Raw genomic sequence first — 12,074 nt, forward strand, 5'->3', positions numbered from 1 at the left:
CGGGCACAAGGGGGCATGAGCGATCAGAAAACCCTTTCCCCGCGCGCCTGGGCCGAGCTGCTGCTGCTGGGCCTGATCTGGGGCGCCTCTTTCCTGGCGATCCGCGTCGCATTGGACGAGGTGCCGGTGGTCACGGCGGTGCTGCACCGGACCTTCTGGGCTGCGCTGTTGTTGTGGCTGGTGGTCTGGGCCAGCCGCATCGCACTGCCGCGCGATCCGCGCGTCTGGGGTGCCTTTCTGGTGATGGGGCTGCTCAACAACGTGATCCCCTTTGGCCTGATGGCCTGGGGCCAGCTGTATATCGAGACCGGGCTGACCTCGATCCTCAATGCCAGCACCGCCATCTTCGGCGTGCTGGTTGCGGCGGCTGTCTTTGCCGACGAGCGGCTGACGCCCCGGCGCCTGCTGGGGGTCAGCATCGGCTTTGCGGGCGTGGTGATCACCATCGGGTTCGAGCATCTGACCCGGTTCGACCCGCGTTCGACCGCGCAACTGGCGGTGCTGGCGGGCACGCTGTCCTATGCCTTTGCCGGGGCCTGGGCGCGGGCACGGCTGGGCGGGCTGGCGCCGCAACTGGCCGCCGCCGGCATGCTGACCGGGTCGAGCCTGATCCTGCTGCCCGCCGCGCTGCTGATCGACGGACCAGTCACTCTCTCGCTGCAACCGGTAACCTGGGCCGCCATCGGGTATTATGCGCTGGTCGCCACGGCGGGGGCTTACCTGCTTTACTACCGGGTGCTGGCGATGGCGGGTGCGGGAAACCTGATGTTGGTCACGCTGGTGATCCCGCCGGTGGCCATTGGCCTTGGCGCCTGGATACGGGACGAGGCACTGCCGGCCAATGCCTTTGGCGGTCTTGCCCTGCTGGCCCTGGGCCTGATGCTGCTGAACCGCCGCCCGCGCCGCCGCGATTGACCCGGCCCGCCGCGCCCATTAGCAAGGGCGCGAACAGCAAGGATGAGGGCGGGATGATCTACGGCTCGGCTCGGGACTGGCGCGCGGCCAGCCGCAAGAAAGTGCTCTTTTTCGGCATGTCGGGCCTGGGCAAGACCCATGTCTCGAACCGGTTGCGCGATAATGGCGACTGGTTCCACTACTCGATCGACTACCGCATCGGCACCCGCTACATGGGCGAGTTCATCACCGACAACGCCAAGGCCGAGGCGATGAAGGTGCCCTTCCTGCGCGATCTGCTGATGTCGGATTCGATCTATATCGGCTCCAACATCTCGTTCGAGAACCTGACCCCGGTCTCGACCTATCTGGGCAAGCCCGGCGCGCCCGGCAAGGGCGGGCTGCCCATTGCCGAATACCGTCGCCGTCAGGACCAGTTCCGCCATGCCGAGATCTATGCCCTGCTCGACACCGAGTATTTCATCGACCGGGCGCAGCGGCTGTATGGCTATCCGCATTTCATCTGCGACACTGGCGGCTCGATCTGTGAATGGGTCGACCCCGAGGATCCGCGCGACCAGGTGCTGAGCGAGCTGTCCAAGCACACGCTGATGATCTGGATCGAAGGCTCCGAGGCTCATACCGCCGAGCTGATCCGCCGTTTCGACAAGGCGCCCAAACCGATGTCCTATCAGCCGGAATTCCTGTCCCGGGTGTGGGAAGCCTATCTGGCCGAGAACGATTGCACGCCCGACGAGGTCGACCCCGACGCCTTTATCCGCTGGACCTATGCCCAGGCGCTGGCCCATCGCCAGCCCCGCTATCGCGCCATGGCCCGCAACTGGGGGATCACCGTCACCGCCGAACAGATCGGCGCCATCCGCGACGCCGCCGATTTCGACGCGCTGATTGAATCCTCCCTGGAAAACCGCCCAGACTGAGCGCATGAGAAAATTCTACGAATTTTCTTCTCCCCCTCTGGACGCGCTGAATCGGGATTGCTATACGGCGCGAACCGTTCCGGCGTAGCTCAGCGGTAGAGCAGTTGACTGTTAATCAATTGGTCGTAGGTTCGATCCCTACCGCCGGAGCCAAAATCTCTGAATATACAGCAGGTTGAGGATGAGTCCTCATGCTGCGTACGTATAGCTGTTCAACCGCAAGCGCGACGCATCTACCAGCTCGCCTTCTGCGTGACTGCCCATTCAGCCACGGCCTGACCGGCCACTGAGTAGTTTGGGCTTTGGCACGGGTGCGGGTCGAAGCATTCGTCCCCGCCACGATATCCATGCAACAGCCGCAATCACCCGTTCGGGATAAGTCGCGCTCTCTATGGGAGGTTCCGGTGGTGCCCAAGGAGAGACTCGAACTCTCACGCCCGTGAAGGCGGGGGATTTTGAATCCCCTGCGTCTACCATTCCGCCACTTGGGCCACCTGAGCACATGGATTAGCCGCAGCCGCGGCGAAGGTCCAGAGGCAAAAACACGCCCAGCTAGATGGTTGACCCCGACCGCGCCACGTGATTTGCAACCCGAAACCATAATCGCAAGGCAGGCGCGGGCGGCATGCTGACATCGCTCTATCACCGGACCATGGCACTTGCCGATCATCGCCACGCGCTCTGGGCGCTGGCGCTGGTGGCGTTCCTGGAAAGCTCGGTCTTTCCGATCCCGCCCGACCTTTTGATGATCCCGATGATTCTGGCGCGGCCCTCGCGGGCCTGGCTGATCGCGCTGGTGGCGCTGGTCGCCTCGGTGCTGGGCGGTCTGTTGGGCTATGCCATCGGTGCCTTCTTCTATGACAGTATCGGTGCACCGATCCTTGAGGCGATGGGCAAGGGAGACGCGATGGAGGCGTTCAACACCCGGTTCAACGATTTCGGCTTCTGGGCCGTGCTGACGGCCGGGGTCACGCCCTTCCCCTACAAGGTGATCACCATCATGTCGGGCTGGACGGGCATGCCGCTGGCCACATTCGTGGCCACCTCGATCCTGGCGCGCGCGCTGCGCTTCTTTCTGGTCGCCGCACTGCTCTGGAAATTCGGCGCCCCGGTGCGCGATTTCATCGAGCGGCGCCTTGGCTTGGTGATGACCGTCTTCATGGCGTTGCTGATCGGCGGTTTCTTTCTGGTGAGGTATCTGTGATGACACGCAACCGATTGATTATGCTGGCCGCAGGTGGCTCGGCTGCAATGCTGCTGGCCGCCTGGGGGTTTCAGTATCTGGGCGGCATGGCGCCCTGCAAACTGTGCATCTGGCAACGTTACCCGCATGGGGCGGCGGCGCTGATCGGCGCGCTGGCACTGGCAAGCGGCTGGCGCATTCTGACGTGGGGTGGTGCCCTGGCAGCGCTGAGCACCGGCGGCATCGGCCTCTATCACGCCGGTGTCGAACAGGGCTGGTGGGAAGGGCCGACCACCTGCACATCGGGGCCGATCGGCAACCTCAGCGCCGAACAGCTGATGGCACAGATCCTGGAGGCACCGCTGGTGCGCTGTGACGATATCCCGTGGGAGCTGTTTGGTATCTCGATGGCGGGCTGGAACGGGGTGATCTCGATCGGGCTGGCGCTGATCTGGCTGCTGGCGGCGACCCGCCGGGCCTGAGCTCCGCCCCTTTCAGGCCACCACATCTGTTCCAGGGGGTGCTGACAAAATTCGACGAATTTTGTCCCGCGGGGGCAAAGCCCCCTTAGGCACCCCCGCTCAAGTCGCCTTCTTGGTCGACAACAGCAGGCTGGTCTCGCTGGCCTGCACCCCTTCGAACAAGCGAATCCGGGCCAGCGCATGGTCCAGCCCCTCCAGCGTTTCGGTGCCCAGCTCGACAATCAGGTCCCAGCGTCCGTTGGTCGAATGAATGGCGCGCACCTCTTTCAGACCCTGCAACTGTCGCGTGATGCGCGCGGCGCCGCGCCCTTCGATCTCGATCATCATCAGCCCGCGCACCGGATCGTTCAGCACATCCTCCTTGAGCGTGATGGTAAAGCCCAGGATATCGCCCCGCTGCACCAGCCGTTCGATCCGCGCCCGCACGGTGGTGCGCGACAGGTCCAGCTGCAAGGCCAGATCCGACAGTGATGCCCGCGCGTCATGTCTGAGCGCGGCAATCAGACGCTCGTCCGTTTTGTCCATGATGATTTCCGATTTGACCAATGACTTTGCTTTATGACCAAAATCACCACTGGATTTCAACACGTTTTGACCAGACCTTGGCGAAAACCGCAACGAGACCTCATCTTATGTCCCGCAAGACCTGTATTCTGATCGGCGCGCCTGTCGACAGCGGCAAGCGCCGCACCGGATGCCTGATGGGCCCCGATTCCTATCGCACCGCCGGCCTGGCCGAGGCGCTGGCCGATCTGGGCCACAGGGTCGAGGATCTGGGCAATCTCTCGCCCGCCGAACATGCGCCCGAACCAAGCGACACCCACCTGCATCAGCCCAACCGCACCATCGGCTGGACCAACCGGCTGATCCGCGCCGCAGAACAGGCGATGCCGCGCGGCCTGCCGATCTTTCTGGGCGGCGATCACGCGCTGGCCCTGGGCAGTGTGGCAGGCGTGGCCAACCACGCCGCCCGCGTCGGGCGCCCGCAATTCGTGCTCTGGCTTGATGCCCATAGCGATTATCACACGCCGGAAACCTCCGCTTCCGGTAACCTGCATGGCACGCCGCTGGGCTATGTCACCGGGCGCGGCGGCTTTGCCGGCTTCCCGGTGATCAAAAACCCGGTCAAGCAACGCAATATCTGCATCCTCGGCCTGCGCTCGGTTGACCACGCCGAGCGTGAGGCGTTGCAACGCACCAAGATCCGCTTTCACGACATGCGACAGATCGACGAGCATGGCATCGCCCGCCCCCTGCAGGCCTTTCTGGATACGTGGGCCAAGGAGAATGGCATGCTGCATGTCTCGCTCGATGTCGACTTTCTCGACCCGTCGATCGCGCCTGCCGTGGGCACCACCGTTCCCGGCGGTGCCACAATGCGCGAAGGGCATCTGGTTATGGAGATGATCTGCGACAGCGGCTTGATGACCTCGCTCGACCTGGTCGAGCTGAACCCGTTCCTGGATGAACGCGGCCGCACCGCCCAACTGATAGTCGATCTGGCCGCCTCGGCGCTGGGCCGCCGCGTCTTCGACCGCCCGACGCGGAGCTTCTCGTGACCACGATCCAGGCCCCCATGGCGGTGGTGATGATCCGCCCGCATGCCTTCCGCCCCAATCCCGAAACCCGCGCCGACAACGCGTTTCAGACCGACAGCGCCGCCGCCGATACCGCCGCGCGGGCACGGGACGAGTTCGACCGCGCGGTCACCGGCCTGCGCGCTGCCGGGGTGCGGGTGCATGTGTTCGATGATACCGGCGTGCTGGACACGCCCGACAGCGTCTTTCCCAACAACTGGTTTTCCACCCATACCGGCGGCCATGTGGCGGTTTATCCGATGTATGCCGAAAACCGCCGCCGCGAACGCCGCCCGGACGTGATCGAACTGTTGAAGCGCGAATACCGAGTCTCGGACGTGATCGACTATAGCGGGCTGGAACAGGACGGTCTGGCGCTCGAAGGCACCGGCGCCATGGTGCTCGACCATATCGGCCGCATCGCCTATGTCGCGCGCTCGCATCGTGCCGACCCGGTGCTGCTGGAACGGTTCTGCGCCCATTTCAACTATGAACCCATCTGTTTCGACGCGGTCGATGCGCGGGGGCGCCCGGTCTATCACACCAATGTGCTGATGGGGATCGGCACCGAATACGCGCTGATCTGCCTGTCGATGATCCCCGACCCCGAACGCCGCCGCACCGTCGCCGAACGGCTGGCCGAGACCGGGCGCAGCGTCATCGACCTGAGCCCGGAGCAGATCGGCGCATTTGCCGGCAACGCCATCGAGCTGACCGGCCATCGCCGCATTCTGGCGCTGTCGGCACGCGCGCATGCGGCGCTGACCCCGGATCAGATCGCGGTGATCGAACGCTCGGCCCAGCTCTTGCCGCTTGCCATCCCCACCATCGAAACCGCCGGCGGATCGGTCCGCTGCATGATCGCCGGCATCCACCTGACACGACGCCCGGAAAGGACCGCCGCATGACCGCCACCACCATCCCCTCTGACAAGGCCCTGGTGCCCTTTGTCTCGGTCGATCACATGATGCAGCTGGTGCACAGTATCGGTGTCGAAGAGATGATGCGCGGCATCGCCGACTATATCGAGGCCGATTTCCGCCGCTGGGAAAGCTTTGACAAGACCCCCCGCGTCGCCAGCCATTCTCCCGTCGGCGTGATCGAGTTGATGCCGACCTCGGATGGCGAGCTTTACGGGTTCAAATACGTGAATGGCCACCCCAAAAACACCAAGGAGGGGCTGCAGACCGTCACCGCATTCGGCCTTCTGGCCTCGGTCGAGACCGGCTATCCCGTGCTGCTCAGCGAAATGACCATGCTGACGGCGCTGCGCACCGCCGCCACCTCGGCCATGGTCGCCAAGTATCTTGCCCCCAAGGGCGCGCATACGATGGCGATGATCGGCAATGGCGCCCAGTCCGAGTTCCAGACCCTGGCGATGAAGGCGATCTGCGGCCTGAAATCCGTACGCCTTTACGATATCGACCCTGCCGCCACCGCCAAGGCCGCCCACAACTTGGCCAGCCAGGGGATCGAAGTGGTCAGCTGCGCCAGCCCCGAAGAGGCCATCGAAGGCGCCCAGATCCTGACCACCTGCACCGCCGACAAGCAGTATGCCACCATCCTGACCGACAACATGGTGGGTTCGGGCGTGCATATCAACGCCATCGGCGGCGACTGCCCGGGCAAGACCGAACTGGCCGAGGCGATCCTGCATCGCTCGGACATCTTCGTCGAATACCCGCCCCAGACCCGGATCGAGGGCGAGATCCAGCAACTGGCCCCCGAACACCCGGTGACCGAGATGTGGCAGGTGATCACCGGCAAGGTGCCCGGGCGCAGCTCGGACCGCCAGATCACCCTGTTTGACAGCGTCGGTTTCGCGATCGAGGATTTCTCAGCCCTGCGCTATGTGCGCGACCGGTTGCAGGAGACCGGCCTCTATCACGCGCTCGACCTGCTGGCCGACCCCGACGACCCGCGCGACCTGTTCGGCATGCTGCAACGGGCGGCGCCTGCGAAGGGCTGAGAGCATGCGAGGTTCTGCCTCGCACTCCGGAGTATTTGCGGCGAAATGAAGGACCGGTTCTCTGTCTTTCCTCTTGCCGCAAACATCCCCGCCGGAGGCATCGCGCGGCACGCGCGAACAGCTGCCTTGCCAGCGGACGGGCCCTTCGCTAAGGCGGGGGCATGAACGATACCCTGCCCCCTTGCCCCGATTGCGCCTCATCCTTCACCTATCAGGTGGACGCGCTGCTGAACTGCCCCGAATGCGGCCATGAATGGCAGGCAACGGAAGAGGCCGAGGTCGGCATCCGCGACAGCGTCGGCAATCTGCTGGCCGATGGCGACACGGTGACCGTGATCAAGGATCTCAAGGTCAAGGGCTCCTCGGCCGTGGTCAAGGTGGGCACAAAGGTGCGCAATATCCGCCTGGTCGGCGGCGATCACGATATCGACTGCAAGATCCCCGGCATCGGCCCGATGGGGCTGAAATCGCAATTCGTGAAGAAGGCCGCCGACTAAGCGTCACGCGTCCAGTTCGGCATCCCAGTAGAGGAAATCCATCCAGCTTTCATGCAGGTGGTTGGGCGGGAACTTGCGGCCCACATTCTGCAATTCCTCGGCCTGCGGGCGGCGTGGCGGGCGGCGCAGCGACATATTGGCCTGGCGCAGCGATTTCGACCCTTTGCGCAGGTTGCAGGGCGCGCAGGCGGCGACCACGTTTTCCCAGCTGGTCACACCCCCGGCAGCGCGCGGCACCACATGGTCAAAGGTCAGATCGCCCTTGCCACCGCAATACTGACAGCGGAATTCGTCCCTCAGAAACAAATTGAAGCGCGTGAAGGCCACGCGCTTCTGAGGTTTCACATAGTCTTTCAGCACCACGACCGAGGGTATTCGCAGCACCACGCTTGGGCTGCGCACCACCTCGTCATATTCGGCAATGATATCGACCCGGTCCAGCCAGGCCGCCTTGATCGCCTCCTGCCAGGGCCACAGCGACAGCGGATAATAGGAAAGCGGGCGGTAATCGGCGTTCAGCACCAGCGCCGGGTGATGTTTCAACGCCCCCGGTTCCCGCACAAAATCAGTCCTGAAATCGCCATCCATCCCGGATTCTCTCCTCGCCCCGGATTGCCGTGTGACCAGTCCAGAGCGGGGAGCACCCGCCCCGGCTTCGAACCAACTATATATCGTGGCCGGTCGCTGGCAAGCCTTGATTTTCCACTACATGTCGCCACTGCACTAGCCTGTGCAAGTAACAGTGCCGTGACGGTTATCCACAGGCTTGCCGCAGGCGCACGCGCGCGGTATTGGCAACGCCCATGGCCTGGTTCATCCGCTTCAACAAACCCTATGACGTGCTGTCGCAATTCACCGATCGCGGCAGCGCCGACAGCCCGCGCGCGACCCTGTCGGACCATATCGACCTGCCCGGGGTCTATCCCGCCGGACGGCTGGATCGTGACAGCGAGGGGCTGATGCTGCTGACCGACGTTGGCCGGTTGCAGGCGCGGATCGCCGACCCCAGGCACAAGCTGGCCAAGACCTATTGGGTACAGGTCGAAGGCGTGCCCGATGCGGCCGCGCTCAGGGCGCTGGCCGAAGGGGTCGAACTGAAGGACGGGCTGACCCGCCCTGCGCGCGCCCGTGCCATGCCCGAGCCGCCCGGCCTCTGGCCACGCAATCCCCCTATCAGAGAGCGCAAATCGGTGCCCGACAGCTGGATCGAGTTGACGATCCGCGAAGGTCGCAACCGGCAGGTGCGCCGGATGACCGCCGCGGTCGGCCACCCGACGCTGCGCCTGATCCGCGCCCGGATCGGGGATTGGACTCTGGACGGTCTGGTGCCGGGCGAATGGCAGAGCCTGCCGATGCCCACCACCCCGTCACCATCAACCTCGCAAAAGCAGCGCCCGCGCCGCTGAGCGATCAGCCCCGCAGGTCGAAACGCTTCGAGATCCGGTCCACCGGCCGCCCATCGCGAAGCGGCACCGCCGGCGTCACCACATGGTCACGAAACCCCATCTTGCCGTAATAGGCCAGCCCCAGGGCATTGTCGGCGCGGATCGTGGCGTTGATCTCTGCAAGGCCGCGATCACGTGCCACCGCAACCGTGCAGGCAAACAGCGCCCTGCCCGCGCCCCGCAGCACCGGTTCGCGGCGGGTAAAGCTGGCGATATCGCCACAGCCTTCGGGCAGGCTGTCGTTGCGACCCAACCATTGGAACCCCGCCACGGCTCCCGCCGCATCCAGCGCCACATGGCAACAGATCAGATCGGCGCCATTGACATACCAGGCGTCGAACTCGTCCTCTGATACCGGTTGCTCGAACGCGGTGGTGCCGCCGATCTCGATGATCCGGTTCAGGATGGCGCAGGCCTGCGGCACATCCTCGGCCCGGATCGGCCGGACAGCGATATCGCTCACAGGCTCAGCTTGTCCCGCATGAAGGCCAGTGCCACACTCAGCCCGTCGGGCGCGATGCCGTGGCCGGTGCCTTTCATCACATGGGCATAGACCTCTTTGAAGCCCGCGCCCTGCAAGGCCTCTGCCGCCTGCGGCAGCGATTGCGGCGGCACCACGTCATCGGCATCGCCATGCACCAGCAGCACCGGCATCCGGCTGACCACCTCATCGGCCAGCAGGTCCGGCTCCAGCAGGCGACCCGAAAAGGCCACCACGCCAGCCACCGGGTCTTCGCGGCGGGGGGCGACATGCAAGCTCATCATCGTGCCCTGGCTGAAACCGAACAGGACAACCTGTTCAGGCAGCAGATCCTCGTCGACCATCAGCGCATCGAGGAAAGCGTTGAAATCGGCCACCGCCGCTTCCATCCCGCGCCGCGCCTCCTCCTCGGAGGAACCGTCGAGCCAGGGGATCGGGAACCACTGGAACCCGAAGGGCATGCCCGGGATCGTCTCGGGCGCGTCGGGCGCCACAAACAGCGTGTCGGGCAGATGTTCGCCCAGAACATCGGCAAGACCCAGCAGATCGGCCCCATTGGCGCCATAGCCATGCACGAACACCACCGCCGAGCGGGTGTCGCCCGATACCGGCGCCTTGCGCTCGGCCCTCAAAACCCGTGTCATCTGATCCCTTCCCTGTCCTTTGCCACCCGGTAATAGGCCCAGAGCACGCGCGCCGCAACCGAACGCCAGGGCGACCAAGCCAGCGCCATCTGTCGCAGGGCGCGTTCGCTGGGACGTTCGGGCAGTTCATAAAGGACGCGCGCCGCCTCCTGCAGGGCCAGATCGCCGGGCGCGAACACATCGGCGCGACCCAGGCTGAACATGGCATAGATCTCGGCGGTCCAGACACCGATACCGGGCACCCGGGTCAGCTCGGCCACCACATCCGCATCCGGAGCGGCCCGCAAGCCATTGAAATCAATGCGCGCCTTGGCAAGCTCTCGGGCATAGCGGATCTTCTGCCGGCTCAGGCCCGCGGCGCGCAGATCGTCGTCGCTGGCCCAGAGGATCTTGCGCGGGCCGATCAGACCCGCCGCCCGCATCCGTGCCCAGATCGCATTGGCCGAGGCGACGCTGACCTGCTGGCTGACAATGGCGCTGAGCAATTCGGCAAAACCATCCGGGCGCCGGCGCAACGGCAAGGGCCCGGTCAGCGTCATCGCATGGGCCATGCGCGGGCAGCTCTCGGCCAGCCAGGCCGCCCCTTCGGCCACGCAATCGGGGGTTTCGATGATACGTCCAACCGTCATGCCTGCCCCTTTGGCCCGATTCCCATAGGTGGCAAAGTTAATCTGTTCACAATTGGTTTCAACCGGCTTGCCGCCGCATGCATTCGCCGATACGCATGCGTCCATGACCCTCGCCGATAGCCACACCAACGACAGCCGCGCCAAGCGCAATGTTGTCGTTCTCGTCGCCGCCCAGGCCATCCTGGGCGCGCAGATGCCGATGATCTTTACCATTGGCGGGCTGGCTGGCCAGTCGCTGGCCAGCAATGTCTGCCTGGCGACGCTGCCGATCTCGCTGATCGTGCTGGGCTCGATGCTGGCGGCGACGCCGATCTCGGCCATCATGCAGAAATGGGGCCGGCGGGCCGGGTTCCTGCTGGGGGCACTGGCGGGTGCACTGGGCGGCGCGGTCGGGGCCTATGGGCTCTACCTCTCCTCGTTCCCGGTCTTTCTGGCAGGCAGCCTGCTGACCGGCGTCTATATGAGCGCGCATGGCTTCTATCGTTTTGCCGCCGCCGATACCGCCTCGGACGCGTTCCGGCCCAAGGCGATCTCTTATGTCATGGCCGGAGGGCTGGCCGCCGCGATCATCGGGCCGCAGGCGGTCAAGGCCACGTCGGATGCCTATGTCATCCCCTTCCTTGGCACCTATTATGCGGTGATCGCGGTCAACCTGCTGGGCGCACTCCTGTTCTTCTTCCTCGACATTCCGCGCCCGACCCCGCCCGCCGCCGACAGCCCCCGTGGACGTACCCGGATGGAGCTGCTGAAAACCCCGCGCATCGCGGTGGCGGTGATCTGCGCCATGGTCTCATACGCGCTGATGAACCTGGTGATGACCTCGACCCCGCTGGCGGTGGTGGGCTGCGGTTACGATCAGGGCGATGCGGCGGATGTGGTGACCAGCCATGTGCTGGCCATGTATGTGCCCAGCTTCTTTACCGGCCATCTGATAGCCCGGTTCGGGGTGGAAAAGGTTGTGGCCGCCGGTCTGGTGGTGCTGGCCGCCGCCGGGGTGGTGGCGCTGCAGGGGGTTGATCTGAACAACTTCTTCATCGCGCTGATCCTGCTCGGGCTGGGCTGGAACTTCGGCTTTATCGGCGCCACCACCATGCTGGCAGGCGCCCATGAGCCGCATGAGCGCGGACGGATGCAGGGGCTGAACGACCTCCTGGTCTTTGGCGGCGTCACCATGGCCTCGCTGGCCTCGGGCGGGTTGATGAACTGCTCGGGCGGCAACGCCGTCGAGGGCTGGACCGCCGTCAACCTGGCGATGGTGCCCTTCCTGACCCTGGCGGGAGGCGCGCTGATCTGGCTGACCCTGCGCCCCAGAGACGCCTGAACGGGGCACTG

Annotated in this window: 15 protein-coding genes and 2 tRNA genes; 11 read left to right on the top strand and 6 right to left on the bottom strand. The window is 64.8% G+C overall.

Annotation, left to right across the window (positions count from 1 at the left end; all coding sequences use genetic code 11):
* Positions 1–15: 15 nt before the first annotated feature.
* From SPO_RS10710 to SPO_RS10720, 3 genes are all read left to right on the top strand, one after another.
* Positions 16–915: a DMT family transporter gene (locus tag SPO_RS10710; protein WP_011047838.1), complete on the top strand. Its 900-nt coding sequence runs from the start codon at positions 16–18 to the stop codon at positions 913–915.
* Positions 916–968: 53 nt separating this feature from the next.
* Positions 969–1,835, top strand: coding sequence for a hypothetical protein (locus SPO_RS10715; protein WP_044029224.1), 867 nt, complete (start codon positions 969–971; stop codon positions 1,833–1,835).
* A 78-nt stretch (positions 1,836–1,913) separates the two neighbouring features.
* Positions 1,914–1,988 (top strand) — tRNA-Asn (locus tag SPO_RS10720).
* 252 nt (positions 1,989–2,240) lie between these two features.
* On the opposite strand, the gene SPO_RS10725 is transcribed toward SPO_RS10720, so the two are convergent.
* A tRNA-Leu gene (locus SPO_RS10725) sits at positions 2,241–2,326 on the bottom strand.
* Positions 2,327–2,460: 134 nt separating this feature from the next.
* On the opposite strand from SPO_RS10725, the gene SPO_RS10730 reads away from it, so the two are divergent.
* Together SPO_RS10730 and SPO_RS10735 are read left to right on the top strand one after the other, a co-directional pair.
* Complete coding sequence (locus SPO_RS10730; protein WP_011047840.1) at positions 2,461–3,039, top strand: YqaA family protein; 579 nt, start codon at positions 2,461–2,463, stop codon at positions 3,037–3,039.
* Positions 3,039–3,500 carry a disulfide bond formation protein B gene (locus SPO_RS10735; RefSeq protein ID WP_011047841.1) on the top strand — a complete coding sequence of 154 codons (462 nt, stop codon included), beginning with the start codon at positions 3,039–3,041 and terminating at the stop codon, positions 3,498–3,500. Before SPO_RS10730 ends, SPO_RS10735 begins: the two co-directional genes overlap by 1 nt.
* Positions 3,501–3,599: 99 nt before the next feature.
* On the opposite strand, the gene SPO_RS10740 is transcribed toward SPO_RS10735, so the two are convergent.
* Positions 3,600–4,025 carry an Lrp/AsnC family transcriptional regulator gene (locus SPO_RS10740; RefSeq protein WP_011047842.1) on the bottom strand — a complete coding sequence of 142 codons (426 nt, stop codon included), beginning with the start codon at positions 4,023–4,025 and terminating at the stop codon, positions 3,600–3,602.
* A gap of 107 nt (positions 4,026–4,132) precedes the next feature.
* On the opposite strand from SPO_RS10740, the gene rocF reads away from it, so the two are divergent.
* From rocF to SPO_RS10760, 4 genes are all read left to right on the top strand, one after another.
* Positions 4,133–5,059, top strand: coding sequence for an arginase (rocF, locus tag SPO_RS10745; RefSeq protein ID WP_044028294.1), 927 nt, complete (start codon positions 4,133–4,135; stop codon positions 5,057–5,059).
* A complete protein-coding gene (ctlX, locus tag SPO_RS10750; RefSeq protein WP_011047844.1) occupies positions 5,056–5,985 on the top strand; it encodes a citrulline utilization hydrolase CtlX in 930 nt (309 codons plus the stop codon). Before rocF ends, ctlX begins: the two co-directional genes overlap by 4 nt.
* Positions 5,982–7,046: an ornithine cyclodeaminase gene (locus tag SPO_RS10755; RefSeq protein ID WP_011047845.1), complete on the top strand. Its 1,065-nt coding sequence runs from the start codon at positions 5,982–5,984 to the stop codon at positions 7,044–7,046. The genes ctlX and SPO_RS10755 overlap by 4 nt, the downstream gene beginning before the upstream one ends.
* A 161-nt stretch (positions 7,047–7,207) precedes the next feature.
* On the top strand, positions 7,208–7,543 hold the full coding sequence (locus SPO_RS10760) for a zinc ribbon domain-containing protein YjdM (protein ID WP_011047846.1): 336 nt from the start codon (positions 7,208–7,210) through the stop codon (positions 7,541–7,543).
* A gap of 3 nt (positions 7,544–7,546) precedes the next feature.
* On the opposite strand, the gene SPO_RS10765 is transcribed toward SPO_RS10760, so the two are convergent.
* Positions 7,547–8,131: an HNH endonuclease gene (locus SPO_RS10765; protein ID WP_011047847.1), complete on the bottom strand. Its 585-nt coding sequence runs from the start codon at positions 8,129–8,131 to the stop codon at positions 7,547–7,549.
* A 215-nt stretch (positions 8,132–8,346) separates the two neighbouring features.
* Here SPO_RS10765 and SPO_RS10770 point away from each other — a divergent pair, with 215 nt between their 5' ends.
* The gene (locus SPO_RS10770) at positions 8,347–8,949 is read left to right on the top strand and encodes a pseudouridine synthase (protein ID WP_011047848.1); all 603 of its coding nucleotides are present in this window, start codon (positions 8,347–8,349) and stop codon (positions 8,947–8,949) included.
* A 4-nt stretch (positions 8,950–8,953) separates the two neighbouring features.
* Here SPO_RS10770 and SPO_RS10775 read toward each other — a convergent pair whose 3' ends face one another.
* Genes SPO_RS10775 through SPO_RS10785 form a run of 3 tightly spaced genes read right to left on the bottom strand, consistent with a single transcriptional unit; the run spans position 8,954 to position 10,742 of the window.
* A complete protein-coding gene (locus tag SPO_RS10775; RefSeq protein ID WP_011047849.1) occupies positions 8,954–9,451 on the bottom strand; it encodes a GNAT family N-acetyltransferase in 498 nt (165 codons plus the stop codon).
* Positions 9,448–10,113, bottom strand: coding sequence for an alpha/beta hydrolase (locus SPO_RS10780; protein ID WP_011047850.1), 666 nt, complete (start codon positions 10,111–10,113; stop codon positions 9,448–9,450). The genes SPO_RS10775 and SPO_RS10780 overlap by 4 nt, the downstream gene beginning before the upstream one ends.
* Entirely contained in the window at positions 10,110–10,742 is a 633-nt protein-coding gene (locus SPO_RS10785; RefSeq protein WP_011047851.1) for a DNA-3-methyladenine glycosylase family protein, read from the bottom strand. Before SPO_RS10785 ends, SPO_RS10780 begins: the two co-directional genes overlap by 4 nt.
* 103 nt (positions 10,743–10,845) lie before the next feature.
* On the opposite strand from SPO_RS10785, the gene SPO_RS10790 reads away from it, so the two are divergent.
* The gene (locus SPO_RS10790; protein ID WP_011047852.1) at positions 10,846–12,063 is read left to right on the top strand and encodes an MFS transporter; all 1,218 of its coding nucleotides are present in this window, start codon (positions 10,846–10,848) and stop codon (positions 12,061–12,063) included.
* Positions 12,064–12,074: the final 11 nt, after the last annotated feature.

It is taken from the genome of Ruegeria pomeroyi DSS-3 (assembly GCF_000011965.2).
Taxonomy (GTDB): domain Bacteria; phylum Pseudomonadota; class Alphaproteobacteria; order Rhodobacterales; family Rhodobacteraceae; genus Ruegeria_B; species Ruegeria_B pomeroyi.